This window comes from Actinomadura sp. RB99 (assembly GCF_014706005.1).
Taxonomy (GTDB): Bacteria; Actinomycetota; Actinomycetes; order Streptosporangiales; family Streptosporangiaceae; genus Spirillospora.
On sequence record NZ_JABMCA010000012.1, the window covers coordinates 36,030 to 60,444 of the forward strand.

Annotated in this window: 28 protein-coding genes; 20 read left to right on the forward strand and 8 right to left on the reverse strand. The window is 73.4% G+C overall.

Features of this window, described 5'->3' with window-relative positions; all coding sequences use genetic code 11:
• Positions 1–28: 28 nt before the first annotated feature.
• Genes amrb99_RS13730 through amrb99_RS53110 form a run of 8 tightly spaced genes read left to right on the forward strand, consistent with a single transcriptional unit; the run spans position 29 to position 8,188 of the window.
• Positions 29–1,087, forward strand: coding sequence for a branched-chain amino acid ABC transporter permease (locus tag amrb99_RS13730; protein ID WP_190856323.1), 1,059 nt, complete (start codon positions 29–31; stop codon positions 1,085–1,087).
• Complete coding sequence (locus amrb99_RS13735; RefSeq protein WP_206699934.1) at positions 1,084–1,818, forward strand: ABC transporter ATP-binding protein; 735 nt, start codon at positions 1,084–1,086, stop codon at positions 1,816–1,818. The genes amrb99_RS13730 and amrb99_RS13735 overlap by 4 nt, the downstream gene beginning before the upstream one ends.
• Positions 1,805–2,506 carry an ABC transporter ATP-binding protein gene (locus amrb99_RS13740; protein ID WP_190856325.1) on the forward strand — a complete coding sequence of 234 codons (702 nt, stop codon included), beginning with the start codon at positions 1,805–1,807 and terminating at the stop codon, positions 2,504–2,506. The genes amrb99_RS13735 and amrb99_RS13740 overlap by 14 nt, the downstream gene beginning before the upstream one ends.
• Positions 2,503–3,864 (forward strand): MmgE/PrpD family protein, encoded by a 1,362-nt coding sequence (locus tag amrb99_RS53105; RefSeq protein WP_190856326.1) that lies wholly within the window; start codon positions 2,503–2,505, stop codon positions 3,862–3,864. Before amrb99_RS13740 ends, amrb99_RS53105 begins: the two co-directional genes overlap by 4 nt.
• Positions 3,864–4,511 carry a hydantoin racemase gene (locus amrb99_RS13750; RefSeq protein ID WP_190856327.1) on the forward strand — a complete coding sequence of 216 codons (648 nt, stop codon included), beginning with the start codon at positions 3,864–3,866 and terminating at the stop codon, positions 4,509–4,511. The genes amrb99_RS53105 and amrb99_RS13750 overlap by 1 nt, the downstream gene beginning before the upstream one ends.
• On the forward strand, positions 4,508–5,893 hold the full coding sequence (locus amrb99_RS13755; RefSeq protein ID WP_190856328.1) for an FAD-binding protein: 1,386 nt from the start codon (positions 4,508–4,510) through the stop codon (positions 5,891–5,893). The genes amrb99_RS13750 and amrb99_RS13755 overlap by 4 nt, the downstream gene beginning before the upstream one ends.
• Before the next feature lie 28 nt (positions 5,894–5,921).
• Positions 5,922–7,391, forward strand: coding sequence for a dihydroorotase family protein (locus amrb99_RS13760; RefSeq protein WP_190856329.1), 1,470 nt, complete (start codon positions 5,922–5,924; stop codon positions 7,389–7,391).
• 20 nt (positions 7,392–7,411) lie between these two features.
• Entirely contained in the window at positions 7,412–8,188 is a 777-nt protein-coding gene (locus amrb99_RS53110; RefSeq protein ID WP_206699935.1) for an IclR family transcriptional regulator, read from the forward strand.
• On the opposite strand, the gene amrb99_RS13770 is transcribed toward amrb99_RS53110, so the two are convergent.
• Entirely contained in the window at positions 8,160–8,912 is a 753-nt protein-coding gene (locus amrb99_RS13770; protein WP_190856330.1) for a metallophosphoesterase, read from the reverse strand. The two genes, amrb99_RS53110 and amrb99_RS13770, sit on opposite strands and share 29 nt — an antisense overlap.
• A 46-nt stretch (positions 8,913–8,958) precedes the next feature.
• Between amrb99_RS13770 and amrb99_RS13775 the strand changes: the two genes are divergently transcribed.
• The gene (locus amrb99_RS13775) at positions 8,959–10,425 is read left to right on the forward strand and encodes a PLP-dependent aminotransferase family protein (RefSeq protein ID WP_190856331.1); all 1,467 of its coding nucleotides are present in this window, start codon (positions 8,959–8,961) and stop codon (positions 10,423–10,425) included.
• A gap of 63 nt (positions 10,426–10,488) precedes the next feature.
• Entirely contained in the window at positions 10,489–11,550 is a 1,062-nt protein-coding gene (gene bioB / locus amrb99_RS13780) for a biotin synthase BioB (RefSeq protein WP_190856332.1), read from the forward strand.
• 18 nt (positions 11,551–11,568) lie between these two features.
• On the opposite strand, the gene amrb99_RS13785 is transcribed toward bioB, so the two are convergent.
• Positions 11,569–13,131, reverse strand: coding sequence for a GMC oxidoreductase (locus amrb99_RS13785; RefSeq protein ID WP_190856333.1), 1,563 nt, complete (start codon positions 13,129–13,131; stop codon positions 11,569–11,571).
• Positions 13,132–13,291: 160 nt separating this feature from the next.
• Here amrb99_RS13785 and amrb99_RS13790 point away from each other — a divergent pair, with 160 nt between their 5' ends.
• Positions 13,292–14,251: a phosphotransferase gene (locus amrb99_RS13790; RefSeq protein WP_190856334.1), complete on the forward strand. Its 960-nt coding sequence runs from the start codon at positions 13,292–13,294 to the stop codon at positions 14,249–14,251.
• 18 nt (positions 14,252–14,269) lie between these two features.
• Here amrb99_RS13790 and amrb99_RS13795 read toward each other — a convergent pair whose 3' ends face one another.
• The gene (locus tag amrb99_RS13795) at positions 14,270–15,145 is read right to left on the reverse strand and encodes an SDR family NAD(P)-dependent oxidoreductase (protein ID WP_241755535.1); all 876 of its coding nucleotides are present in this window, start codon (positions 15,143–15,145) and stop codon (positions 14,270–14,272) included.
• 91 nt (positions 15,146–15,236) lie between these two features.
• Between amrb99_RS13795 and amrb99_RS13800 the strand changes: the two genes are divergently transcribed.
• Positions 15,237–15,827: a TetR family transcriptional regulator gene (locus tag amrb99_RS13800; RefSeq protein ID WP_194736797.1), complete on the forward strand. Its 591-nt coding sequence runs from the start codon at positions 15,237–15,239 to the stop codon at positions 15,825–15,827.
• A gap of 12 nt (positions 15,828–15,839) precedes the next feature.
• Here amrb99_RS13800 and amrb99_RS53115 read toward each other — a convergent pair whose 3' ends face one another.
• Complete coding sequence (locus tag amrb99_RS53115; protein ID WP_347256667.1) at positions 15,840–16,493, reverse strand: ATP-binding protein; 654 nt, start codon at positions 16,491–16,493, stop codon at positions 15,840–15,842.
• A 26-nt stretch (positions 16,494–16,519) separates the two neighbouring features.
• On the opposite strand from amrb99_RS53115, the gene amrb99_RS13810 reads away from it, so the two are divergent.
• The 4 genes from amrb99_RS13810 to amrb99_RS52370 are packed head-to-tail and all read left to right on the forward strand — an operon-like array spanning position 16,520 to position 17,986.
• Positions 16,520–17,377 carry a helix-turn-helix transcriptional regulator gene (locus amrb99_RS13810; protein WP_190856336.1) on the forward strand — a complete coding sequence of 286 codons (858 nt, stop codon included), beginning with the start codon at positions 16,520–16,522 and terminating at the stop codon, positions 17,375–17,377.
• A complete protein-coding gene (locus tag amrb99_RS13815; RefSeq protein ID WP_190856337.1) occupies positions 17,374–17,580 on the forward strand; it encodes a DUF397 domain-containing protein in 207 nt (68 codons plus the stop codon). The genes amrb99_RS13810 and amrb99_RS13815 overlap by 4 nt, the downstream gene beginning before the upstream one ends.
• Complete coding sequence (locus amrb99_RS13820) at positions 17,577–17,783, forward strand: DUF397 domain-containing protein (protein ID WP_190856338.1); 207 nt, start codon at positions 17,577–17,579, stop codon at positions 17,781–17,783. Before amrb99_RS13815 ends, amrb99_RS13820 begins: the two co-directional genes overlap by 4 nt.
• Positions 17,780–17,986 (forward strand): DUF397 domain-containing protein, encoded by a 207-nt coding sequence (locus amrb99_RS52370; RefSeq protein ID WP_190856339.1) that lies wholly within the window; start codon positions 17,780–17,782, stop codon positions 17,984–17,986. Before amrb99_RS13820 ends, amrb99_RS52370 begins: the two co-directional genes overlap by 4 nt.
• A gap of 35 nt (positions 17,987–18,021) precedes the next feature.
• Here the strand turns inward: amrb99_RS52370 and amrb99_RS13830 are convergent, their stop codons facing one another.
• A complete protein-coding gene (locus amrb99_RS13830; RefSeq protein ID WP_190856340.1) occupies positions 18,022–19,095 on the reverse strand; it encodes a LacI family DNA-binding transcriptional regulator in 1,074 nt (357 codons plus the stop codon).
• 37 nt (positions 19,096–19,132) lie between these two features.
• Here amrb99_RS13830 and amrb99_RS13835 point away from each other — a divergent pair, with 37 nt between their 5' ends.
• Complete coding sequence (locus amrb99_RS13835; protein WP_190856341.1) at positions 19,133–20,323, forward strand: MFS transporter; 1,191 nt, start codon at positions 19,133–19,135, stop codon at positions 20,321–20,323.
• A 4-nt stretch (positions 20,324–20,327) separates the two neighbouring features.
• Here amrb99_RS13835 and amrb99_RS13840 read toward each other — a convergent pair whose 3' ends face one another.
• A complete protein-coding gene (locus tag amrb99_RS13840; protein WP_190856342.1) occupies positions 20,328–20,921 on the reverse strand; it encodes a TetR family transcriptional regulator in 594 nt (197 codons plus the stop codon).
• A 50-nt stretch (positions 20,922–20,971) separates the two neighbouring features.
• Here amrb99_RS13840 and amrb99_RS13845 point away from each other — a divergent pair, with 50 nt between their 5' ends.
• From amrb99_RS13845 to amrb99_RS13855, 3 genes are all read left to right on the forward strand, one after another.
• Positions 20,972–21,790, forward strand: coding sequence for a class I SAM-dependent methyltransferase (locus amrb99_RS13845; protein ID WP_190856343.1), 819 nt, complete (start codon positions 20,972–20,974; stop codon positions 21,788–21,790).
• A gap of 69 nt (positions 21,791–21,859) precedes the next feature.
• Entirely contained in the window at positions 21,860–22,414 is a 555-nt protein-coding gene (locus amrb99_RS13850; RefSeq protein WP_190856344.1) for a PadR family transcriptional regulator, read from the forward strand.
• The gene (locus tag amrb99_RS13855; RefSeq protein ID WP_190856345.1) at positions 22,414–23,184 is read left to right on the forward strand and encodes an SGNH/GDSL hydrolase family protein; all 771 of its coding nucleotides are present in this window, start codon (positions 22,414–22,416) and stop codon (positions 23,182–23,184) included. Before amrb99_RS13850 ends, amrb99_RS13855 begins: the two co-directional genes overlap by 1 nt.
• Before the next feature lie 2 nt (positions 23,185–23,186).
• Here amrb99_RS13855 and amrb99_RS13860 read toward each other — a convergent pair whose 3' ends face one another.
• On the reverse strand, positions 23,187–23,816 hold the full coding sequence (locus amrb99_RS13860; protein ID WP_190856346.1) for a TetR/AcrR family transcriptional regulator: 630 nt from the start codon (positions 23,814–23,816) through the stop codon (positions 23,187–23,189).
• Between the two features lie 74 nt (positions 23,817–23,890).
• Positions 23,891–24,346, reverse strand: coding sequence for a MarR family transcriptional regulator (locus tag amrb99_RS13865; protein ID WP_190856347.1), 456 nt, complete (start codon positions 24,344–24,346; stop codon positions 23,891–23,893).
• Between the last annotated feature and the right edge of the window lie 69 nt (positions 24,347–24,415).

Consider the following 24,415-nt stretch of genomic DNA (forward strand, 5'->3'; position numbering starts at 1 on the left):
GGGGGTCGTCCCCTCGCAGGGAGCAGGCATGAGCGGCCTCACCATCGCCGGCGGGCGCGACACGGGCGGCGCCGTCCGCCCGGTCAAGGCGCCGCCGCTGCGCCCGCAGAACCGGCAGCTGGCCGTCCTCGCCGTGCTGCTGGTCGTCGCGATCCCGCTGCCGCTGGTGCTGCCGCCCGCGATGGGCGCGGTCGCGGTCCGCATCCTGATCTTCCTGCTGATGGCCATCGGCTGGAACGTGATGAGCGGGTTCGGCGGGATGTTCAGCTTCGGGCACGCGGCGTTCTTCGGCCTCGGCGCCTACACCAGCGCGTACCTGCTGGTGAAGCACGACGTGTCGCCGTGGATCGGGATGCTGGCGGGGATGGCGGTCGCGGCCGTCGTCGCCGTCGTCATCGGCTACTTCGCGTTCCGCTACAAGCTGCGCGGCGCCTACTTCGCCCTCGCGACGTTCGCGTTCGCCGAGATGCTCCGGCTGATCGCCACCACCACCGACTTCACCAACAAGGCCGTCGGGTTCAGCGTCCCGCTGATCCAGGGCTCCTCGCTCTGGAAGATCCAGTTCGCCGCGGACTCGCCCGCCTACTTCTGGGTCGCGCTCGCGCTCGCCGGGATCGCCGCGCTGGTCAGCATCCTGTTCCTGCACTCGCGGACGGGACGCTACGTCACCGCGATCCGCGACGACGAGGTGGCGGCCGCCGCGCTCGGCACCCCGGTGATGCGCTACAAGCTGGTCACCGTCGCGCTGTCGGCGGCGATCACCGCGGTCGCGGGCGCCTTCTACACGCAGTACTACCTGTTCGTGAACCCGGACCTGGCGTTCGGCTCCTCGGTGTCGATCCAGGCGATCGCGACCGTGGTGATCGGCGGGATCGGCACGGTCTGGGGCCCGGTGGTCGGGGCGATCATCCTCGGGTCGCTGTCGGACCTGACGGCGACGCTGCTGCGCACGCCGCCGGACTTCCTGAACTTCCTGCAGGGCCGCAGCGGCCTGGACGTCGCGCTGTACGCGGTCCTGCTGATCCTCATCGTCCGGGTGCTGCCGAAGGGCATCGTCGGCACGATCCAAGCGAGGTGGCGGCGGTGAAGCTGCTGGACGTCGACGGCGTCGGCAAGGACTTCCGGGGCCTGCGCGCCCTGTCGGAGGTCGGGTTCGAGGTGGAGCCGGGGGAGATCCTCGGGATCATCGGCCCGAACGGCGCCGGGAAGACCACCCTGTTCAACGTGATCAGCGGCGCGATCGCGCCCGACGCAGGCCGGGTCGTGTTCGGCCGCAAGGACGTCACCGGCACGGCGCCGCACCGGATCGCCCGCGCCGGCATGGTCCGCACGTTCCAGCTGATGCGCCCGTTCGGGAGCATGAGCGTCCTGGAGAACGTGGGCCTGGCCGCGCAGCACCGCCGGGGGCCGCTGCGCAGGCTGCGCGGCGAGGCGATGGAGGTGGTGGAGCGGGTCGGGCTCGGCCCGTGGGCGCACCGTCCCGCGACGGAGCTGCCGACCGCCGGCCTCAAGCGCCTCGAACTGGCCCGCGCCCTCGCCATGCGGCCGAAGGTGCTGCTGCTGGACGAGGTGCTCGCCGGCCTCGTCCCCGCCGAGCGCGAGCCCGTCCTGGACCTGCTCGCCGCGCTGCGCGAGGAGGACGGCACGACGCTGCTGTTCATCGAGCACATCATGGCCGCCGTGATGCGGCTGTCGGACCGGGTGCTGGTCCTCGACCAGGGGCGGGTGCTGGCCACCGGCTCCGCCGAGCAGGTCACCTCCGATCCCCGGGTGATCGAGGCGTACCTCGGAGAGGAGCCCGGTGATGCTGAGGATTGACAAGCTCTGCGCCGGCTACGGCCGGATGCGGATCCTGCACGAGATCGACCTGGAGGTCGGCGCGGGCGAGATCGTCGCGCTCGTCGGCGCGAACGGCGCGGGCAAGACGACGACGCTGCGGGCCGTCTGCGGGCAGCTGCGCGCGACGTCCGGGACGATCACCTTCGGCGGCGCGTCCACCGCGGGCCGCCGCCCCGACCAGCTCGTCCGCGACGGGCTGGTGCACGTCCCGGAGGACCGGGCGCTGTTCGGCACGCTCACCGTCGAGGAGAACCTGCGGATGGGCGCCTGGACGCGGCCCGCCGCCGAGATCGACAAGGACATGCGCGAGGTGTTCGCGCTGTTCCCGGTGCTCGCCGAGCGCCGCTCCACGGTCGCGCAGACGTTCTCCGGCGGGCAGCAGCAGATGCTCGCGATCGGCCGCGCGCTGATGGCCCGCCCGAAGCTGCTCATGCTGGACGAGCCGTCCACCGGCCTGTCGCCCAAGCTCACCTGGGCGGTGCTCGACGCGGTCAAGGCGATCCGCGACTCCGGGGTGGCGGTGCTGCTCGTCGAGCAGAACGCCAAGCAGGCGCTCGGCATCGCCGACCGCGCCTACGTGCTGGAGAGCGGATCGACCGTGCTGCACGGGACGGGCGCCGAGCTGGCCGGATCCGCCGAGGTCAGGAAGGCCTACCTGGGACTGTGAACGAGGAAGCGAAGCGGGCGGCGGCGCGGCTCGGGGAGTGGGCCGCCGCCCTGGACACCGCGGACGTGCCGCGCCCCGTGCTCGACCGGCTGTCGCTGGTCCTGCTGGACACCTTCGGGGTGACCGCGCTCGGCGCGGCGCTGGACGAGCAGGCCGCGCTGCGGTCGGCGTGGAACGCTCCGGACGGCCCCGCCCCGCTGATCGGCGCGGGCCGGTCCGTCACCGTCGACGCCGCGGCCTGGTTGAACGCGATGGCGCTGGTCTCGCTGGAGCTGGACGAGGGCAACAAGTACGCCAAGGGGCATCCGGCGGCGCACGGGTTCCCCGCGGTGCTGGCGCTGGCCTCCGAACTCGACGCGACGGGCCCGGACACGGCCGCCGCGCTGCTGGCCGCCTACGAGGTCGCGTCCCGGTTCGGGCAGGCGACCTCGCTCCGGCCCGGTGCGCACCCGCACGGGAGCTGGGGCGTCGCCGGAGCCGCCGCCGGCTGCGCCCGGCTGCTGCGGCTCGGCCCCGAGGCCACCGCCGCCGCGATCGACGCCGGCGCCGGGCTGCCGGTCGCGGGGCACTTCTCGTCCGCCACGGACGGGAACCCGGTCCGCGACGCGTGGATGGGCGCGTCCAACCTGTCCGGGCTGGTCGCGGCGCGGATGGCGGCCGCCGGCCTGGCCCGCAACACCGGCACGGCGGGCGGCTCGCTCGGCGACCTGCTCGGCGGTTTCGACGCCGCCGGGCTGACGGGCGGGCTCGGCGAGCGCTGGGACGTCACGCGCGGCTACTTCAAGCGGCACGCGTCGTGCTCGTTCACCCATCCGGCCGCCGACGCGGTGCTCCCGCTGCGGGCGGGCCTCGACCCGTCCAGGATCAGCAGGATCCTCGTCGAGACGCACGCGCTCGGCGCCGGGCTCGGGTCGCCCGAATGGGACAACCGGCTGTCGGCGATGTTCTCCACCCCCTTCGTCGTCGCGACCGCGCTGTTGGACGGCGAGGTCGGGCCGCGCGCCTCCGATGCCGCCCGGCTCGGCGACCCCGCGCTGCGGGACCTCGCCCGCCGGGTCCGCCTCGTCGCGGCCGGCGACCTGACCGCGCGGCTGCCCGCCGAGCGCGCCGCCCGCGTGACGATCGAGCTGGACGACGGCACGTCCCTCACCCGCGAGCAGCCGAACCCGGTCGGCGACGCCGACCACGAGCCGCTCACCGAGCCGGACGTGATCCGGATGCTGAAGGCGTGGCTGCCGGGCCGCGCCGCCCTGGTCGACCGCGCCGCCGCGGTCGCCCGCGAACTGCCCGCCATGGCCCGCGTCGGCGGCGCGCTGCGCGGGCTGGCCGACGACACCGCCGAGAAGGAGCCGAGTTGATGCGCGCACTGTCCGTGACGCCGATCCACCTGCCGCCGGAGGAGATCACGCGGCGGCAGGCCCGCTACGACCGGCTCGCCCCCGCCGGGCTGAGCATCGAGCTGCGCGACGTCGGGCCCGGCGCCCCGGGATCGCTGGACGACGAGGCGTCGATCCGGGTCTCCGAGCGCGAGGTCGCCGCCGCCGTGGCCGCCGCCGTGGCCGAGCCGGACGCGGCCTGGGACGTGGTCCTCCCCGACTGCGTGCTCGACCCGGCCGTCCCGGACGGGCCCGCTGACCAGCGCGTTCCGGTCAACGGGCTGCTGAGGCTGAGTAGCATGGCGCTTGCTGCGAAGAATGTCCGATTCGGGGCCGTGGTGCGGAACGAGGCGATCGGCGCGGAGCTGGGCCGCCGCCTCAAGGCCTACGGGCTGGACGCCTACGTCGCCGGCATCGCCGTGCTGGAACTGCCGTTCGACGCCGTCGCCGAGGGCGAGACGTGGAACGCCGCGCTCGGCGAGGCGGTCGACGCGCTCGCCGCGCAGGGCGCCGCCGCCGTGATCAACGGCTGCTCCGCCGTGGACGTGGAGGAGGGCCGGTTCGCGGCGGAGGTCGTCGACCCGACCGCCCTCGCACTGCAGGTCCTCGTCGCCGGGAGGGCGTCATGACCGACATCGATCTCGTCGTGGCGGGCGCCGGCGGCGGCCTCGCCGGGGCGCTGCGCGCCGCCGAGCTGGGACTGACCGTGGTCGTCGTGGAGTCCAGCGAGCACTTCCGGCGCGGCAACAACACCTCGATGTCCACGGCGATGTTCCCCGGCGCCGGCTCGCGCTGGCAGGCCGAGCAGGGCGTGGACGACTCCCCGGACCGGTTCGTCGCCGACATCGAGGCCAAGACCAAGGGCCGCGCCGACGCCCGGCTCGCCCGCACGCTCGCGGAGGTCAGCGCGCCGCTCGTCGAGTGGCTCGCCGACTCGGTGGAGCTGCCGCTCGACCTGGTCACCGACTTCAACTACCCGGGCCACTCCGTCACGCGCTGCCACTCCGTCCCCGGGCGGCACGGCTCCAGCGTGATCGACCATCTGGCCCGCCGCGCCCGCGCGCACCCGAACATCGACCTGCTCGTCCCCGCGAAGCTCACGAACGTGGCGACAGGCGGGGACGGCGCGGTCCGGGCGGCCGTCGTGCAGTACCCCGACGGGACGGAGGAGGAGATCCCGACCCGGGCCGTGCTGCTGGCCACCAACGGTTTCGGCGCGGACCGGGACCTCGTGCGCCGCCACCTTCCGGAGATCGCCGACGCCCTCTACCAGGGCAGCGACCAGTCGCTCGGCGACGCGCTGCGGATCGGCGGCGGCCTCGGCGCCGCCACCGGCTACCTCGACGCCTACCAGGGCCACGGCGCCGTCGCCGCCGGCGCGGGCACCCTCGTCGGCTGGGCCACGATCATCCACGGCGCGATCATGGTGGACCTGGAGGGCCGCCGGTTCGGCGACGAGACGCGCGGCTACTCCGAGTACGCCGCCGAACTCGCCGCCCGGCCCGGCGCCACCGGCTGGATCGTCCTGGACGAGACGATCTTCCACCAGTGCGAGCCGTTCAAGGACTTCCGCGACACCGTCGAGTCGGGCGTGCTGGTCTGGGCCGACGACGCCGACGGCCTCGCCAAGGCCACCGGGCTGCCCGCCGGGGCCCTCGCCGCCGAACTGGAGACCGCCGCCGCCGTCGCGCGCGGCGAGCGCGCCGACGAGCACGGCCGCGCCAACTGGGAGCGCCCGCTCGCCGCGCCGTACGCGGCGGTCCGGGTCGTCCCGGCACTGTTCCACACGCAGGGCGGGCTGATCGTCAACGAGGACGCCGCCGTCGTCGACCACGACGACCGCCCCATCCCCGGCCTGTACGCGGCGGGCGGCGCGGCGGCCGGGATCTCCGGCCACGGCGCCGACGGCTACCTGCCCGGCAACGGCCTGCTGCCCGCCTTCGGGCTCGCCTACCTCGCGGCCGGCGACGTGGCGCGCCGCCGCCCCGCCCCCGGACCTTCCGAACGCTGACCGCCCCACGACACTGAGGAGAGATGAATTGGCCACGACCGAGCTGCTGCTGAAGAACGTACGGGTGGTCCGTCCCGACGCTCCCGAGGGCGCCGAGCCCGAGCGCCTCGACATCGCCGTCAACGACGGCACCATCGTCCGCCTCGCGCCCGACCTGCCCGATGACGACGCCGCGACGGTGGTGGACGGCGGCGGCAGGCTGGCGTTCCCCGGCGTGGTGGACGCGCACCAGCACTGGGGCATCTACAACGAGCTTGCCACCGACACCCGTTCGGAGAGCCGCGCCAGCGCGCAGGGCGGCGTCACCACCTCGCTGACCTACATGCGCACCGGGCAGTACTACCTGAACAAGGGCGGCCCGTACCGCGAGTTCTTCCCCGAGGTGCTGAGCGCCGCGAGCGGCAACGCCTACGTCGACTACGCCTTCCACCTCGCGCCGATGATGGCGGAGCACATCGAGGAGATCCCGTACCTCGTCGAGGAGCACGGCGTCACCTCGTTCAAGATCTTCATGTTCTACGGGAGCCACGGGCTGCACGGCCGCTCCACCAGCCAGAGCGAGTTCCTGATGACGCCGCCGGACGAGCGGTACGACATCGCGCACTTCGAGTTCGTCATGCGCGGCATCCAGAAGGCCCGCGAGCAGCTGTCCGACTACGCCGACCACATCTCGCTGTCGCTGCACTGCGAGACCGCCGAGATCATGACGGCGTACACGAAGATGGTCGAGCGGGAGGGCAGGCTCACCGGCCTGCGCGCCTACAGCGCCTCGCGCCCGCCGCACTCCGAGGGCCTCGCCGTCACCATCGCCTCCTACCTCGCGCACGAGACGGGCCTGCCGAACATCAACCTGCTGCACCTGTCGTCGGAGAAGGCGCTGTCGGCGGCGCTGACCATGGCGTCGGCGTTCCCGCACATCGACTTCCGCCGCGAGGTCACGATCGGGCACCTGCTCGCCGACGTCGACACCGCGCATGGCCTCGGCGGCAAGGTCAACCCGCCGCTGCGCGACCGCGAGGACGTCGAGGCGCTCTGGCGGCACGTCCTCGCCGGCGAGGTCGACTGGGTCGTCAGCGACCACGCCTGCTGCCGCGACGAGATGAAGTTCGGCGCCGACCGCGACGACATCTTCCTGGCCAAGTCCGGGTTCGGCGGCGCCGAGTACCTGCTGCCCGGCCTGGTCGGCGAGGGCGCCAAGCGGGGCCTGCCGCTCCAGCGCGTCGCGAAGCTGACCTCGTGGAACCCGGCCCGCCGCTACGGCCTGCTCACCAAGGGGACCATCGCCGAGGGCTACGACGCCGACATCGCGCTGGTCGACCCGGACGTGTCCTGGACGGTCCGCGCCGCCGACTCGGAGTCCACGCAGGAGTACACCCCGTTCGAGGGCTTCCCGATGACGGCGAAGGTCACCGACACGTTCGTGCGCGGCAACCACGTGTACTCCGACGGGAAGGTGCTCGGCGACCCGGTCGGCAAGTACCTGCGGCGCGGCCGCTGACGTCTCCCTAGGATCATCGGGTGACCAACCAGACCGCAGAGCGGCAGTCGTCCGGCACGGAGGTGGCCGGCCGGGTCGCCGACGTGCTGCTGCTGTTCGCCGGGGGGCCGCAGTACCTCGGCGTCAGCGCGATCAGCCGGGAGCTCGGCATCTCCAAGGCCGTCGTGCACCGCATCCTGCGGTCGCTGGTGTCGCGGGAGATGCTGGAGGCGGACCCCGGCGGGTACCGGCTCGGGCCCGCCGCCGTCGCGCTCGGCGTCAGCGCGCTGCGCCGGTTCAACGTCCGCAACGCCGCCGCGCCGGTGCTGCGCCGGCTGCGCGACGAGACCGGAGAGACGACGACGCTGTCCGGGCTCGTCGCCGACGAGCGGGTCTACCTCGACCAGTTCGAGAGCCCGCACGAGGTCAAGATGACCGTCGAGGTCGGCCGCCGGTTCCCGCTGCACGCGGGCTCCTCGGGCAAGGTGATCCTCGCCTTCCTGCCCGAGGAGCGCCGCGAGGCGCTGCTGGCCCGCCCGCTGGCCGCGCTGACCCCCGGCACCGTCACCGACGTGGCGGCGCTGCGCGCCCAGCTCGCCGAGACGGCACGCGAGGGCGTCGGCGTCTCGCTGGGGGAGCGGCAGGCCGACGCCGGGTCGGTCGCCGCGCCGCTGTTCGGCCCGGACGGCGAGGTGCACGGCTCGATCAGCGTCTGCGGCCCCCGGCACCGCTTCACCCCGGAGGCCGTGGAGCGGTACCGGGCGCTCGTCCGCGACGCCGCCGAGGAGATCACGCGGACGTGGACGACCCACCGGTGACCGGCCGGTAGTGCGTCGTGAGGCGCCGCTCGTCGTCCAGCGTGTGGAACGCGACGCCGGGCGGCGCCTCGTGGTCGGCGACGGGGCCGTCCTGCCCGGGGAGCCGGATGGTGGAGACGACCCCCGGCGCCACCAGCAGCGGCCGCCCGGCGAACGTGGTGGCCGCCGCCGTGTGCGCGTGCCCGCACAGCACGGCCGCCACCTGCGGGTGCCGGTCGAGCACGGCGGCGAGCCGTTCCGCCCCGAACAGCCGGATCCCGTCGACGTACGGGACGCCGAGCGTCACCGGCGGATGGTGGAAGCAGACGAACGCCGGGGCGCCGGGCCGGTCGCCGAGCACGCCGTCCAGCCAGCCGAGCGTCTCGTCGGAGAGGTACCCGTGGTCCTCCCCGGGGACGGACGAGTCGCACATGGCGAAGACCGCGCCCCCGATCTCGTGCACCCGGTCGACCGGCCCGCCGGACGGCTCCTCGCCGAGCAGCGCCTTGCGGAACGCCTCCCGCCGGTCGTGGTTGCCGGGGCAGGTCAGCACGGGGTGCGGCGACCGGAGGACCGCGCGGGCCGCCTCGTACTCGGCGGGCGCGCCGTGGTCGGCGACGTCCCCGGTGACGAGGACGGCGTCGAGCGGCAGCCCGTCCAGGTGCCGCATGACGCGGCGGGTGCGTTCGAGGGCGCGCTCCCCGCCGTCGAGATGGGTGTCGCTGAGCTGCGCGAAAGTGATCATGCCGCGAATCTAGGCCGCGACAGGACCGACCTTAAGATCCAGTTCCATGGCGGAAGAGTGGACCAGTCCGGGGGTCGACCTGCACCTGGAGCTCGACCCGTCCGGTGGGCGCCGGGACGCCCTCGAACGCGCCCTCCGCGACGCGGTCAGGTCCGGGCGCCTCGGGCCGGGCGCGGTCGTCCCCTCGACGCGCGCCCTCGCCGCCCAGCTCGGCGTCTCGCGCGGCACGGTGACGGCCGCCTACGACCAGCTGATCGCCGAGGGCTACCTGACGGCCCGCCAGGGCGCCGCGACCCGGGTCGCCGAGATCCGTTCCGGGCTCCCTTCCGCGGAGCCCGGGAAGCCCGCGCCCGAGGGACCCCCGCCCGGGAAGCCCTCGCCCGCGCCAAGACCCGTCTGGGCCGGTTCGTGGGCGACCGCCGGGACGGTCGCGCACGACCTGCGGCCCGGCCGTCCCGACCTCGGCACCTTCCCCGCGTCGGCCTGGCTGCGCTCGACGCGCCGCGTCCTGACCACGGCGGGCCCCGAGGCGCACGCGCTCAGCGACCCGCGCGGGCGGCCCGAGCTGCGCGACGCCCTCGCCGGCTACCTGCGGCGCGTCCGGGGCGTCGACGCCGACCCGGGCCGGATCGTGATCACGTCCGGGTACGCGCAGGGGCTCGGCCTGCTCGCCCGGCTCCTCGGCGACGCCGGGACGTCCGCCGTCGCCATGGAGGAGCCGGGGCATCCGTACCACCGCATGATCGTCGCCCGCGCGGGACTCCGGGTCGCCCCTCTGCCGGTGGACGGCCTCGGCGCCCGCACCGACCTGCCCGTGGACGCCGGCGCGGTGGTGCTCACCCCGGCGCACCAGTACCCGTCCGGCGCCACGCTCGCCCCGGACCGCCGCCGCGCCGCGGCCGCGTGGGCGCGCGACACCGGCGGGCTCGTCGTCGAGGACGACTACGACGGCGAGTTCCGCTACGACCGCCAGCCCGTCGGCTCCCTCCAGGGCACCGCGCCGGGCCACGTCGTCTACGCGGGCACCGCGTCCAAGACGCTCGCGCCGGCGCTGCGGCTGGCCTGGCTGGTACTGCCCGCCGCCCTGGTCGAGCCGGTCGCGGAGGCCAAGCGCCTCGCCGACGCGCACACCCCGTCGCTCGGGCAGCTCGTCCTCGCCGACCTGATCACCGGCCACGCCTACGACCGGCACGTGCGCGCCGCCCGGCTGCGCTACCGGCGCCGCCGGGACGAACTGGTCGGGGCGCTGCGGCGGCGGGCGCCGCACGTGCGCGTGCTGGGCGTCGCGGCCGGGCTGCACGCCCTCGTGCTGCTCCCGGACGGCGGTCCCGGCGAGGCCGAGGTCATGGCGCGGGCGGCGGCGCGCGGCCTCGCGCTCCAGCCGCTCGGCGAGTTCTGGCAGCGGCCGGACGGGCGCCCGCAGGGACTCGTCGTCGGCTACAGCACCCCGCTCCGGTCCGGCTACGCCGCCGCGCTCGACGCGCTCTGCTCCGTCCTGCGGTACAAAGCCTGATCGGTCCGGTTTGTCGGCCCTGCTCCTCAACACCGCGGGGCGCTTCTGCAAGGATCCTCTGTCATGAGCCTTCTTGAGACCCTGGCCGGCAAGGGACTGCGGCGCGAGCCGCCGACGCGGGACGAGGCGCTGGCGGTGCTGGCGACGTCCGACGACGACATCCTCGACGTGGTGGCCGCCGCCGGCCGTGTCCGCCGGCACTGGTTCGGCCGCCGGGTCAAGCTGAACTACCTGGTCAACCTCAAGTCCGGGCTGTGCCCCGAGGACTGCTCGTACTGCTCGCAGCGGCTCGGCTCGAAGGCCGACGTCCTCAAGTACACGTGGCTGAAGCCCGAGGAGGCCGCCGACGCGGCCGCCGCCGGGATGGCGGCCGGCGCCAAGCGGGTCTGCCTGGTCGCCAGCGGCCGCGGCCCGACGGACCGCGACGTCGAGCGCGTCGCCGACACCATCGCCGCGATCAAGGAGCGCGGCGACGTGGAGATCTGCGCCTGCCTCGGCCTGCTCGGCGACGGCCAGGGCGAGCGGCTCGCCGAGGCCGGCGCGCACGCCTACAACCACAACCTCAACACCTCCGAGGGCGTGTACGGCGACATCTGCACCACCCACGACTTCAGCGACCGGCAGGACACCGTCCAGAAGTCGAAGGACGCCGGCCTGTCCCCGTGCTCCGGCCTCATCGCCGGGATGGGGGAGACCGACGAGGACCTCGTCGACGTCGCGTTCGCGCTCCGCGACCTCGGCGTGGACTCGGTCCCCGTCAACTTCCTCATCCCGTTCGACGGCACGCCCCTCGCCGAGCGTTGGGCGCTCACCCCGCAGCGCTGCCTGCGGATCCTCGCGATGGTCCGGTTCGTCCACCCGGACGCGGAGGTCCGGCTCGCCGGCGGCCGCGAGATCCACCTGCGCAGCCTGCAGCCGCTCGCCCTGCACGTCGTCAACTCGATCTTCCTCGGCGACTACCTGACCAGCGAGGGCCAGGCCGGCAAGGCCGACCTGGAGATGATCGAGGACCTCGGCTTCGAGGTGGAGGGCGCCGACACGCCCAGCATGCCGGAGCACCGCCGCGCCGAGACGGTGTCCGTCCGCCGCCGCGGCGCGGGCACGGCGCTGCCGCCGAACGCCTGACCGGGGACCCGGGCGGCGTCAGCCGGCCTTGGCGATGATGTCGGCGATGCCGCGCTCGGCCAGCGCGGCGATCGTGAACGACGGATTCGCGCCGCCGACGCTGCCCGGGACCATCGACCCGTCCAGCGCGTACAGGCCCTTGTAGCCCTTCACCCGCCCGTACAGGTCGGACGAGGTGCCGAGCACGCACCCGCCCAGCGGGTGCGCGGTCAGCGTCGCCGGCCACGTCACCGCGATCGGGATGGCGTCGGAGTTGGCGTGCATCACCTTGTTCACCCAGTCCGTCGCCGACTTCGCCGCCGCGTCCGCCTTGCCCGCCCAGTCCGAGAGCTTCACCGTCCTGCCGGCCTTGTCGTAGACGAAGCTCGCGCGGTTCTCCAGGTCGGCGGTCATCACCAGCGTCTGCACGATCGGCAGGCCCTGCGCCTCGATGAGCTGCCAGCTCTCCACCCGCATCGGCAGCTCGAACTCCCCGTCCACGAAGATCGTGGACGCGCTCGGCGCGCCCTGGCTCGGCCCCGCCGGGCCCGCGTAGCTGTACCCGGCGTACTGGTCGCCGTTGTCGCCGAACCCCGTCCCCACCGACGCGTCCAGGTCGGGCAGCGCGCCCGTCTCCCGCGCCGCGACGAGGAGCCGGTTGGTGTTGAGCGTCACGGCGCACAGGAAGAGCATGTCGCAGGTGTACTCGACGGTGTCGAGGGTCCGGCCCGCGGTGTCGAGATGCCGGACGGCCAGCCGGTACCTGCCGTCCGTCCCGATCCCGATCGACGTCACCTCGCTCATCGTCTGGAACCGCACCTTCCCGGTGGCCTTCGCCGCCGGGATGTAGTTCACCGTCAGGCTGTTCTTGGCGCCGTCGCTGCACCCGAAGTCCGCTTCGCCCGCGATGGCGGACGGACGCACCGCGCCGGCCAGCTCCTTGCGCAGCACGTCCCAGTTGAACATCGACATCAGCCGCTCGGACGTGTACCCGGCCTTCGCGACGTGCTGGTCCCACACCCGCGAATGCGTGAACGGCGCCGACCCGTAGACGTCGTCCGGCATCACGCTCGGCTTCAGCACCGACTGCACCTTCGGGTACCACTTCGACGTCATCTCCTGATAGGTGATGTCCGCCGGGAACAGCTTCTCGAAGTACTTCCGCGGCGGCGCCACCGTCGCGCACGTGTACACCAGCGACCCGCCGCCGAGCCCCGCGCCGCACGCGATGTTCAGGTTCTTCTCGTTCGACACCTCCATGACGCCCGCATACGGCGTCATCGGGAACGGCAGCACCATCGGCCAGTCCGCGTAATCGCGGAACCAGAACATCTTCTCGCTGTAGTTCAGCTGCGATCCGAACACCGCCTTCTGCGGGTCCGTCGTCCATTCCTGGCCGCGTTCCAGGACGAGCGTGTCCACGCCGGCCTGCCCGAGCCGGCACGCGCTGATCGACCCGCCGAACCCGGACCCGACCACGATCGCCTTGTAGTCCGTCCTCTCCGCGGCGGACGCCGGGCGCCCGAGCGCCCCGCCCAGCGCGACGGCCAGCCCGCCTCCGGCGGACGCCTGCAGGAACGAACGGCGGCTGGGCGTGCTCATGGGACGACCTCCGGCCTCGGGGTGGTTGCCGGAAACTGTCGCCCACGCCCGACCGCCGCGGAATGAAGCTCGCCACCAACTTCCCGGCGGGTCGTTGTGAGCCGCCTGACAGAAACAAATCCCGTTGCGCTCGTCCGGGTGCCCTCGCCAGCATGCTCGGATGACACCACCACCCGCGACCGGCCGCCGCCTGCCCTGGGAGGCGGTCCCCGCCGCGCTGCGCGCGGACGTCGAGGAACGACTCGGCGGCGACGTGGTGGAGGCCGCGACGCAGCCCGGCGGGTTCTCACCGGGCGTCGCCGCCCGCCTCCGCCTCGCCGGCGGCCGCCGCGCGTTCGTCAAGGCGGTCGGCCCGGCGCCGAACCCCGACAGCCCCGCCATCCACCGCGCCGAAGCGGCCATCGCCGCCGCCCTCCCGGACGACGCGCCCACACCCGCCTTCCTCGGCTCGTTCGACCGCGACGGCTGGGTCGTCCTGCTCTTCGAGGACGTCGACGGCGCCCCGCCCGCCCAGCCATGGGACCCCGGCGAGCTGGCCCGCGTCCTGGACGCCGTCGCCGCCCTGTCCCGGAGCCTGACGCCCGCGCCCCTCCCCGCACCGCCGGCCGAGGAGCGCTTCGCGGACGAGTTCCAGGGCTGGCGGCACCTCCTCGCCGCCCACCGCCGGGGCGACGACGACCTGGCGGGCCTCGACCCGTGGGCGGCGCGGAACCTCGCGCGCCTCGCCGCCGCCGAGCCCGGCTGGCCGTCCGCCGTCTCCGGCACCACCCTCGCCCACGCCGACCTGCGCGCGGACAACCTCCTCCTCACCCCGGACCGCGTGGTCGTCGTCGACTGGCCGTGGGCGTGCCGGGCGGCGCCGTGGTTCGACCTGATGCTCTTCCTGCCCAGCGTCCGCATGCAGGGCGGCCCGCCCTGCGAGGACGTCTTCGCCGCACACCCGGTCGCGCGCCGCGCCGACGGCGACGCGGTGACGACCGCCCTCGTCGCCTGGTCCGGCTTCCTCATCGGCAACGGCCGCCGCCCTGCGCCGCCCGGCCTGCCCACCCTCCGCGACTTCCAGACCGCCCAGGGCACCGCCGCTCTCGAATGGCTCAGAACCCGCACGAACTGGCTTTGAGAGCGGTTCGGACGCCGTTCACGGCGAGATGCCGCTGTGCCGTTCGCACCGGTCCCAGACGGCGTCGCACACGGATTCGTCCAGGACGCTCGCCGGCCAGGGCGTGCGCTCAGCCTTGGCGTTGACGTAGACGCCGGTGACGTCCCGCATCTCCGGACTGGTGGCCAGATGAACGGTGGAACGGGTGGGCTTGGCCAGATCGCTCATCAGCCGCGGACCCAGGAAGCGCAGCAACGGCACCAAGGGCCGGTAGACGTAGGGGAACGCGGCGGCGGTCATGGCCCGGTTGCCCGGCGTGTAGGCGTGGCCGGGATAGGCGACGTTGACGGTGACGGCGTCGTTGGCGACCCGGGCCGCGAAACGGCGACTCATCGCCATCAGCGCGGTCTTGGCGTGGTTGTACTGGGAGAACGTCCAGCCGAGGAAGCGCTTCTCCGCCTCGAGATTGGACGGGTCGACCGGTCCGCCGGGGATCCCGCCGGTCAGGTTGATGACGCGCGCGTCAGGGGCGTCGCGCAGGAGGGGCAGGAGCAGGCAGGTCAGCGCGTAGGGCGCGAGGACGTTCACGGCGAAGGTCGCCTCCACCCCGTCCTCGGTGAGGGTGCGCGGCGCGACCACGCCGCCGAGATTGTTGATGAGCACGTCCAGGCGGTCATGTCGTGCCCTCATCTCGTCCGCGAGCGCGCGCAGGCCGGCCAGGCGTGACAGATCCGCGGTCACACTGCTCACCCCCGCGCCGTCACCGCCGAGTTCCCGGGCGGCGGCTTCCGCGCGCACGCGATCGCGCCCGACCACGACGACCCGTGCGCCCATCGCCACGAGCGCCCGCGCGGTCTCCTTGCCGATCCCTCCCGTGCCGCCCGTGACCAGGACGGTCTTGCCGTGCATCGTCATCGCTCTCCCTCGCCGCCGCGGTCGAATGATTCGCATCGTATGTCACCGAGTGACAAATATGGCGTTGCATGTCAGAAACTATCCTTGGTGCATGGACGACGCGGAACGGGCGGGGTTGCGGGAACGGACGAGGCGCGCGGTGCGGACCGAGCTGGCGGAGCTCGCGCTGCGCCTGTTCGTCGAACGCGGCTACGAGGAGACGACGGTCGACGACATCGCGATGGCCGCCGGACTCTCCAAGCGCAGCTTCTTCCGCTATTTCCCGTCCAAGGAGGACGTGGTCTTCGGCGACGTCGAGGACCTGGCCGACCGGGTCGCCGAGGCCGTCCGCGCGCGCCCGGCGGAAGAGTCGCCCTGGACGGTGCTCCGGGCCGTCCTGCGCGAGTGGGGAGAGCGCATCCAATCCGCGCAGAGGGATCCCGCGGTGCTGCGGCTGATCGAGTCCAGCCCGGCGCTGCGCGCGCGCCTGAACCAGCGGCGCGACGCGATGCGCGACCGGATCACCACCGCGCTGTGCGAGCGGCCCGGCCCCCGGCTCGACCCGTTCACTGCCGACCTGCTGACCGGCTGCGCCGCGGCGGCGCTGGACGCCGCGAACCGCGAATGGCTCCGCTGCGACGGGGCCGCCGACCGCACCGACTTGATCGACCGGGCGTTCGGCGCGATGGCCCCCGCGCTCTGACGGAAGCGCCGATCAGGTGAGCGGGCGCGGGCCGGCCGCCGCCGCGCGGTCCCCCGATCCCCGATCGGCCAGGAACTCGGCCCACACCGTCGTGCCGGGGCCGTCCGGGCGGTGGCCCCACGCCTTCGCGAGCGCGGCGACGATGTGCAGGCCGCGCCCGCTCTCACCGTCCGGCTCGCTCCGCACGACCGGCCGCGCGCCGCCCGCGCCGTCATCGGTCACCTCGGCGCGCAGGACCCCGCGTCCCGCCCACAGCGCGATCGTGATCTTCCCGCCCCTGCCGGACGCGGTGTGCTGGATGCCGTTGGCCGCCAGTTCGTCCACCACCAGCGCCATGTCCGCGAGCAATTCCGACCCCGGTGAGATGTGCCCGGGAACCAGCGTGTCCCGCAGAAAAAGCCGAGCATAAGGGACGGAACGGTCAACTCCCGGAAGCGTGAGCGCCCCCAGAAGCTCCATGCCGTTCTCCGTGCCCGTCCATACATATCGAGCCTTGCCGGATGCCATCGCGTCCTCCTTCTCTTCGACACCCGCAAGAGTCACGCCACCCCACCGTCTCAACAACTTGCTTCCGGCAGATGAGAGGTATTCGTAGGGTCGCCCATAGAGAAGGTGAACGTGCGAAGAACGAATATTTCTAACTTCTCGCTGGAGGGAGGCGATCATGTACGCAGTGTGACAACGTGCGGGTCATGGGATACGACCGGCAGACCTACCGCCGCCGGAAGATCGGCGACTCGCTGCGCATGTTCCGGGAAAGCCTCGGCCTCACCCAGACCGCCGCGTGCCGGCTCCTCGACCGCTCGCAGGCATCACTCAGCGCTTACGAGAACGGCCACCGCGCCATTCGTCCCCGCGACCTCAAACACATTCTGGACGTTTACGGCGTCACGGACGACCTCGTCCGCAGCCGGCTCCTCTCCCTCGCCGCCCAGGGCCGCCAGGACGGCTGGTGGCACGACTTCGACGAACGCCTCGCTCCCGGCGTCGTCGACTTCGCCTCCCTCGAGGCCGACGCGTCCAGTGTCCGGATGTTCCAGCCTCTTCTGGTGCACGGGCTTCTGCAGGAGGAGGACTACGCCCGCGCGGTCATCGCCGACTCGGGCAGCGCGCTCCGCAGTTCCCGGGATATCGAGACGGAGATCAGCTTCAGGCTTCACCGTCAGCGTCTTCATGATCGGGAGCAGCCGCCGACGATGTCGCTGGTACTCGGTGAACCGGCACTTCGGCAGGCGATGGGTGGTGCAGCAGTGATGAGAAGTCAACTGCGCAAGCTGCTGGTCATGAGTGACCGTCCGCATATCGACCTGCAAATCCTTCCTTTTGCCGCCGGTGCGCATCCAGGGGGCGACGGACCCTTCACGATCCTCGGGGTCGGTCCCGAGGGCTTGTTGGATGTGGTCGCGATCGACAGCCTCACCAGGAGTTGGTACGTGGACGAGCCGTCGGACGTTGACCACTACTGTGAGGCGTTCGATCGACTTCGGGAGATCGCGTTGTCGGGAACCGATTCCCGGGAGTTCATCGAGCGGATATTGTCCGAACTATGAACGAGCGAAACCTCTCCGCGGCACGGTGGCGGACCAGTAGTTACAGCTCGGGCCAGGGAACTCAGTGTGTCGAGGTAGCCAGCCTGCCTCAGAGCGTTGGGACGCGGGACTCGAAAGACCCAGCCGGTCCGGTGTTGACGTTCGGTATGGGGGAGTGGCTGGCGTTCCTCGTTGACGTCAAGCGCGGCGTTCACGACCTATGAGCGGGCAAGAGACCTCCACAGTGCTGTGGCGTACCAGCAGCCACAGCGGTGGCGATGCGACACAGTGCGTGGAGGTCGCAGGGCGAGCGCAAATGGTTGCTGCGCGGGACTCGAAGGACCCAGCCGGGCCCGTGCTGACATTCGGTCCGGGGGAGTGGCGGGCGTTCCTTGCTGACGTGAAGCGGGGTGCTCACGACCTATGAGCGGGCAGGAGACGTCCGCAGTGCGGTGGCGAACCAGCAGCCACAGCGGTGGTTCAGGAACTGAGTGCGTCGAGGTCGGGGGCATGGCGCGGCGGGTCGTGGCGAGGGACTCGAAGGATCCGTCAGGGCCTGTGCTGGCTTTCAGCAGGGGCGAGTGGGCGGTGTTCCTCCGGGACGTCAAGCGTGGCCGGTACGACGCTTAGCGGACGTGGTCTGACCGCGAGGCGGTAGCGGTCCATCAAGAGGACGCCGCCGGCTCCTGGCCGGGGCGGGTGCTGGTCCGGCGGACGATGGACCACGACGCGGCCTCGGGGTCCGGTTCCTCACCCAGCGCGGCACGCGCGCAGGCCGCGCCCTGCTCGCGCAGCGATTGCGCGACGGTCGTCAACCCCAGGCGGGCCGCCACCGCCGCGTCGTCCCAGCCGGTCACCGCCACGTCGCCGGGGACGGTGCGGCCCGCGGCGCGGACGGCCTGCACGACCCCCGCCGCCTGCTGGTCGCTCATCGCGGCGATCGCGTCGGGCGGCTCGGGGGAGGCCAGCAGGGCCGCCGCGAGCCGTTCGGCTTCGGCTCCGTCATTGCGCGAGCACACCGCGACGGTCACGTCGCGCCAGCCGATACCGGCGTCCTCGGCCGCGCGCCGGTAGCCCTCCAGTCGCTCGCGCGTCACCGGGAACAGCACGTCCGCCGGATCGATGCCCGTGGAGACCATGCTGATCCGGTCCCGGGACAGCGGGAAGCTCACCACCGCCGGACGCTCGGCCCCCGCGAACGCGATCGCGCCCACCGCGCGGGCCGCCGCGCGGTCGTCGATGCCGACCAGCCCGATCCCGGGAACCGCCGGACCTCCGTGCACCACCGCCGGACGCTTCACAGCCTGGACGGCCGACAGGACCGGGTCGTCGTCGGAGGTTGTCCAGACGACGAACCCGTCAACGGCGGCCTCGGTGATCCGCCGGCCGTCGTCGGCGGCGCCCGTGATCGGCAGGATCGTCATGCCGTACCCGCGGTCGGCGCAGACGTCGGCGATCCCCGCCAGGAAGGACGCCGCCTCCGGGTCCTCGAAGGCGTAGCTCAGATGCTCGCCCATGACGACGCCGAGCGCGCGGGTGCTGCCGCGGCGCAGCGACCGGGCGCTCGGATCCGGACCGGCGTACCCGAGCCGTGCGGCGGCGTCGAGCACCTTCGACCGGGCCCGGTCCGACACGCGCTCCGGCCGGTTGTAGGCGTAGGAGGCGGTCATGACCGAAACGCCGGCCAGTTCGGCCACCTGCGCGAGCGTCACCCGCTTCGAACCCGCGGACGATTCCATGGCGACCAGCCTAGCCGGGCTGTGTATCGTTACACATATGTCGGATACGTCGGTTTGCGAGCCGCGCCGCCTGATCGCCGCGGCGATCGTGGCCTTCGCGGCGTTCGGCGCGTTCTGGGGAGTGTGGGGCGCCGCCGTGCCGCGGGTGCAGCGGCAGGCCGGGCTCGACGACGGCCGGCTCGGCTTCGCGCTGCTGTTCGTCGGCGCGGGCGCCCTCCCGTCGATGCTGCTCATGGGCAGGGCGCTCGATCGATGGGGGCCGAGGGTCGCGGGCGCGGCCATCGCCGCCCTCGGCTGCGCCGGCGCCGGGATGGTGCTGACCGCGGTGAACCTGGCGGCCCTGTGCGCCGGGCTGACCGTCGTCGGTGCCACCAGCGGAGCGGCGGACGTGGCCATGAACGCGGTCGCGGGCCGCGCCGAGAGGACGGCCGGGCGTCCCGTCATCACCCGCGCTCACGGCGTCTTCTCGGGCCTCGTGGTCCTCGCGAGCCTCGCCACCGGGGCGGTCGCGTCCCTGCCGGTCGCGGTCCCGTTCGCGGCCGTGGCCGCCGTCTCCCTGGCGGCCGGCGCCGCTCTGGTCAGGGCCTTGGGCGACGGGAGCGCCGGTCAGGCGCGCGAGCACGCCGCGGAAGCCGATCCGGCGCCGCTCGGACGGGGCGGCCTCGTCCCGTTCGTGCTCATCGGGACGCTGGGCGCGCTCGGATTCGCCGCCGAGAACGCCCACGAGAGCTGGAGCGCGGTCTTCGCCAACGACGAACTCCACTCGGGCGCCGGGCTGAGCGCCGTCGCACCCGCCGTGTTCGCCGGAGCGGTCGCGATCACCCGGTTCGCCATCGGCGGGCTCGGAGCCGCCCATGCCCGCGCCGTCCTCCTCGGCGGCACGACGGCCGCCGCGGCCGGCACCGCCCTGATCGCGGCGGCGCCCACGCTGCTCGTCGCCGGTGCGGGGCTCGCGGTGGCCGCCGCCGGGACCGCGGTGCTGTTCCCGACCCTGCTCGGCATCGTCTCCCGCGACGTCGAGGAGTACCGCCGCGGTCGCGCGACGTCCGTCGTCTCGACCGTGTCCTACCTCGGATTCCTCCTCGGTCCGGTCTACGTCGGGCTGTGGGCCGACGCCGTGGGACTGCGCGGAGCGATGCTCGCGATCGCGGCCCTGGCCGCCGCCCTGCTCGTCCTCACCCCGGCGCTCCTGCGCGTCAGCGGCCTGGGCCACCGCGCGGCCCGTTGAGGGATCAACGGTCGCGGACCACCCCGGCGACGGTGGTGGCGACGACCTTGCGGACGGCCTCGGGGCTCGGGCGGGGGCCGGTCCGGTCGGCGAACGCCAGGTGCCCCGCGCCGACCAGCATCGGCGCGAGGGTGTCCACGTCGGCGTCGGCGGCGATGCGCCCGAGGGCGCGCTCGGCGGCGAGGTAGGACGCGATCATGGTGACCGCCTCGGTGGCCAGCGGGACCCCGGTCGGCCTGGTGGCGCGGAGCTTCGCGCGCAGCTCGTCCCGCGACGTGATGAGGGCGACGATCGCGACCGCGACCGTCTCGAACACCCCGGTCAGGGCCTCGGCGAGGTTGCCGACGACGGTCCCCGTCCCGGCCCGCTCGCACAGCTCGGCCTCCTGTGCCCGGACGCGGGCGATGCGGTCCTCGACGAGTTCGGCGAGGAAGGTGTCGAAGTCGCTGAAGTGCCGGTGCAGGACGCCCTTGGCGCATCCGGCCTCGGTGGTGACGGCGCGGCTGGTCAGGGCGTTCGGCCCGTCGCGGAGCAGGACGCGCTCGGCCGCGTCGAACAGTTGCTGCCGCGCGTCCCGCAGAGCCACCCCGGTCGGCACAGTGCATCCCTCCTTGACCAAGTGGGCGATCGCCCATTTATAGTGGGCGCATGACCACTCTACCGCCGGAGCCCCCGCGTCCCGCCCCCCACCAGTACCGCGAGGTGGCCGAGTCGTTCGGCGCCGACACCGAGCGCTACGACCGCACCCGCCCCCGCTACCCGGACGCGCTGATCGAGCGGATCGTCGCGGGGAGCCCCGGCCGCGACGTCCTCGACGTCGGCTGCGGCACCGGCATCGAGGCGCGGCAGCTCCGGGCGGCCGGGTGCCGGGTGCTCGGCGTGGAGCCCGACGCGCGGATGGCCGCGTTCGCGCGGGGCACCGGCATCGAGGTCGAGGTGGCCACGATCGAGGACTGGGACCCGGCCGATCGGACGTTCGACGCGGTCGTCGCGGGAACCGCATGGCACTGGGTCGACCCGGTCGCCGGCGCCGCCAAGGCCGCCCGCGTGCTGCGCCCCGCCGGCCGCCTCGCCGTGTTCTGGCACGCCATGGAGCTCCCCGCGGAGATCGTCGACGCCTTCGTGGCGGTCTACCGGCGCGTCGCGCCCGACTCGCCGTTCAACATGCAGGCGGCCCGGCAGGGCCTGGACGGCTACGAGCCCCTCCTCGACAAGGCCGCCGGCGGCATCGCGGAGGCCGGCGGATTCTCCGCCCCCGAGCGGTGGCGGTTCGAGTGGGAGCACACCTACACGCGCGACGAGTGGCTGGACCAGATGCCCACCCAGGGCTCGCTCACCCGGCTCCCAGCCGACCACGTGGCGCAGGTGCTGGAGGAGGTCGGAGCCGCCATCGACGCGCTGGGCGGCGCCTTCACCATGCCCTACGCCACCGTCGCCGTCACCGCCGCCCGCCGCCCGCCCGCATGAGGGCGTGGTGATGATCACATCTGGGGGTAGTCAACAATTTGAGTAATCGCGCGGGGTTATCGTCGGGGCATGTCGTTGCGTCATGCGGTGATGGCCGCGCTGCTGGAGGGCGAGGCGTCGGGGTACGACCTGGCCAAGGGGTTCGACGCGTCGGTGGCCAACTTCTGGATGGCCACCCCGCAGCAGCTTTATCGGGAACTCGACCGGATGCGCGAGGACGGCCTGGTCCAGGCGCGGGTCGTGGAGCAGGAGCGGCGGCCGAACAAGCGGCTGTTCTCGCTGACCGAGGAGGGGCGGCGGGAGCTGCGGGAGTTCACCGCCGGTCCGCCCCGCCCCGGCGCGATCCGCGACGAGATGATGGTCATGGTGCAGGCCGTCGACGCCGGGGACGCCGAGGGCGTGCGCTCCGCCGTCGAGGAGCGGGTGGAGTGGGCGCGGGCGAAGATCGCCCGGTTCGAGCGGCTGCAGGCGCGGCTGCTGGGCGGCCGCACCGAGGAGGAGTTCCTCGCGCACGCCGAGCGCGTCGGGCCCTACCTGACGCTGATGCGCGGGCTGGCGTTCGAGCGCGAGAACGAGCGGTGGGGCGAATGGGCCCTGGCCGTGCTGAGGCAGCGGGTCGGCTGATGCGGTACCTCCGGTACGTCGCGGTGGGGGACAGCCAGACCGAGGGCCTCAACGACGGCGACGAGCTGACCGGGTACCGCGGATGGGCCGACCGGCTCGCCGAGCTGCTCGCGGCGCGGGACGCCGGTTTCCGCTACGCCAACCTCGCGGTGCGCGGGCGGCTCGCGGCCGGGGTGCGGGCGGAGCAGACCGAGGCGGCGCTCGCCCTGGAACCGGACCTGGTCACCGTCATGGCGGGGATGAACGACCTGGTCAGGCCCGGTTTCGACGCACGGGCCGTGGCCGCGGAACTGGAGGCGATGCTGGCGGCGTTCAGCGGAGCAGGGGCACGGGTGGTCACGTTCACCTTCCCCGACGTCGCGAAGATCGCGCCGCTGGTGCGGCACCTGCGGCCGCGGGTGGTCGACCTCAACGAGCGCATCCGGACGGCCGCCGGCCGGCACGGCGCCCTGGTGGTGGACACGTTCCCGCATCCCGTGACGACCGACCCGCGGCTGTGGAGCCCCGACCGCATCCACGCGAGCCCGCTCGGGCACGCGCGCATCGCCGCGGCGGCCGCCCACGCGCTGGGCCTGCCCGGCGGGCACGCGTCCTGGTCCGACGCGCTCCCGCCGCTGCCGCCCGTCCCGGCGTGGCGCCGGGCGGGCACGGAGGCCGCCTGGGCGGGCAGGTTCATGGGGCCGTGGGTCGTCCGGCGGCTGCGCGGACGCTCGTCGGGCGACGGCCGCAGCGCGAAACGGCCCCGGCTCGAACCGGTCGTCCTGCCCTGAGGTCAGCGGTCCGGGCCGTCGGGCAGCGTGAGCATCCGTTCGAGGAGCATGTGCAGGTGGGCGCGGAAACGCTCCAGCTCGTCCCGTGAGATGTTCCGGTAGGGGCCGTCGGACTCCTCCTCTTCCTCCTCCGCGCGCGTGCCGAGCGCCCGCTGGCTGAGGAAACCGGAGATGACCCAGGGGATCGTCCAGATGGTGAGGTCGAGGTCGACGCCGCCGGGGACCGCCTCGCGCAGGGCCTTGACGATCCCGCCGAGCCGCGGCCGGACGTACTGCTCCTCCAGATCGGCGGTGTCGGCGGCGTCGCCGGTCCGGCGGTGCAGCCACAGCCCCAGGTACTCGGGGTGCGCGGAGTAGAAGTCGAGGTACTCGTCCAGCAGCCGCTCGACGCCCTGCCGGGTCGGGGTGAAGCCGCCGGCGGCGCCGCCGACCGCCGCCTTCTCGGCGTCGGTGGCGCGGCGCATCACCTCCCGGTACAGCTCCGTCTTGCCGCCGGTCAGCCGGTCGACGGTGGCGGGGTCGACGCCCGCCGCGTCCGCGATCAGGCGCGGCGACGTGCCGTCGAACCCCAGCTCGGCGAACAGCCGGGTGGCGGCGTCGACGATCCGATCGAGGTCCGCGTCGGCGCTCATACTCCCGACATTAGTCACGAACGGTAGCGAACCGTTTCCGCGAGGGTCATGGACCGGCCAAATCGCCGTCGCGATCAGCCTTCGTAGCCGTCGACGAAGCGGGCGAGGAGGCGCGCGAACTCCGCGCGCTCGGTGTCGCTCCAGTCGCGCATGGCCTTGGCGAAGTGCTCCTGGCGGGTGCGGCGGGTCGCCTCGACGACGGACCGGCCCGCCGGGGTCAGCTCCAGGTGGATGCGGCGGCCGTCCTCCTGGGACGCGACGCGGCGGACGTACCCGGACTTGACGGCCTCGGCGACGATGCGGCTGCCGCGCGAGGCGTCGACGCCGAGGCGGGTGGCGACCAGGCCGACGCTCATCTCCTGGCCCGGCTCGTCGGGGCCCTCGTCCACGACGTCCACGACGTGCAGGACCTGCACGTCGACGGGCAGGTTGTGGTCCCGGATCGCCGCCCTGCCGAGCCGCTGCCGGGACATGCCGCGGCGCAGCTTGACCATGTTCCGCTCGACGGCGTCCAGTGCCTCGTCGGTCATGCCGCCCAGTCTAGTCCGGTTGCGTCCCTCATATTACTGTGCTTAGCATCTACATGTCTTAAGCATATG

Bases quoted from the DNA above. Each gene is read 5' to 3' on its own strand.
- amrb99_RS13830 (WP_190856340.1), bottom strand. From the start codon at position 19,095: ATGGAATCGTCCGCGGGTTCGAAGCGGGTGACGCTCGCGCAGGTGGCC.
- amrb99_RS13835 (WP_190856341.1), top strand. From the start codon at position 19,133: ATGTCGGATACGTCGGTTTGCGAGCCGCGCCGCCTGATCGCCGCGGCG.
- amrb99_RS13750 (WP_190856327.1), top strand. From the start codon at position 3,864: ATGCGCGCACTGTCCGTGACGCCGATCCACCTGCCGCCGGAGGAGATC.
- amrb99_RS13845 (WP_190856343.1), top strand. From the start codon at position 20,972: ATGACCACTCTACCGCCGGAGCCCCCGCGTCCCGCCCCCCACCAGTAC.
- bioB (WP_190856332.1), top strand. From the start codon at position 10,489: ATGAGCCTTCTTGAGACCCTGGCCGGCAAGGGACTGCGGCGCGAGCCG.
- amrb99_RS13740 (WP_190856325.1), top strand. From the start codon at position 1,805: ATGCTGAGGATTGACAAGCTCTGCGCCGGCTACGGCCGGATGCGGATC.
- amrb99_RS13820 (WP_190856338.1), top strand. From the start codon at position 17,577: ATGAGCGGGCAAGAGACCTCCACAGTGCTGTGGCGTACCAGCAGCCAC.
- amrb99_RS13755 (WP_190856328.1), top strand. From the start codon at position 4,508: ATGACCGACATCGATCTCGTCGTGGCGGGCGCCGGCGGCGGCCTCGCC.
- amrb99_RS13800 (WP_194736797.1), top strand. From the start codon at position 15,237: ATGGACGACGCGGAACGGGCGGGGTTGCGGGAACGGACGAGGCGCGCG.
- amrb99_RS13775 (WP_190856331.1), top strand. From the start codon at position 8,959: ATGGCGGAAGAGTGGACCAGTCCGGGGGTCGACCTGCACCTGGAGCTC.
- amrb99_RS13730 (WP_190856323.1), top strand. From the start codon at position 29: ATGAGCGGCCTCACCATCGCCGGCGGGCGCGACACGGGCGGCGCCGTC.
- amrb99_RS13790 (WP_190856334.1), top strand. From the start codon at position 13,292: ATGACACCACCACCCGCGACCGGCCGCCGCCTGCCCTGGGAGGCGGTC.
- amrb99_RS13850 (WP_190856344.1), top strand. From the start codon at position 21,860: ATGTCGTTGCGTCATGCGGTGATGGCCGCGCTGCTGGAGGGCGAGGCG.
- amrb99_RS13795 (WP_241755535.1), bottom strand. From the start codon at position 15,145: ATGACGATGCACGGCAAGACCGTCCTGGTCACGGGCGGCACGGGAGGG.
- amrb99_RS13860 (WP_190856346.1), bottom strand. From the start codon at position 23,816: ATGAGCGCCGACGCGGACCTCGATCGGATCGTCGACGCCGCCACCCGG.
- amrb99_RS52370 (WP_190856339.1), top strand. From the start codon at position 17,780: ATGAGCGGGCAGGAGACGTCCGCAGTGCGGTGGCGAACCAGCAGCCAC.
- amrb99_RS53115 (WP_347256667.1), bottom strand. From the start codon at position 16,493: ATGATCGCCTCCCTCCAGCGAGAAGTTAGAAATATTCGTTCTTCGCAC.
- amrb99_RS13865 (WP_190856347.1), bottom strand. From the start codon at position 24,346: ATGACCGACGAGGCACTGGACGCCGTCGAGCGGAACATGGTCAAGCTG.
- amrb99_RS13770 (WP_190856330.1), bottom strand. From the start codon at position 8,912: ATGATCACTTTCGCGCAGCTCAGCGACACCCATCTCGACGGCGGGGAG.
- amrb99_RS13810 (WP_190856336.1), top strand. From the start codon at position 16,520: ATGGGATACGACCGGCAGACCTACCGCCGCCGGAAGATCGGCGACTCG.
- amrb99_RS13815 (WP_190856337.1), top strand. From the start codon at position 17,374: ATGAACGAGCGAAACCTCTCCGCGGCACGGTGGCGGACCAGTAGTTAC.
- amrb99_RS13785 (WP_190856333.1), bottom strand. From the start codon at position 13,131: ATGAGCACGCCCAGCCGCCGTTCGTTCCTGCAGGCGTCCGCCGGAGGC.
- amrb99_RS13855 (WP_190856345.1), top strand. From the start codon at position 22,414: ATGCGGTACCTCCGGTACGTCGCGGTGGGGGACAGCCAGACCGAGGGC.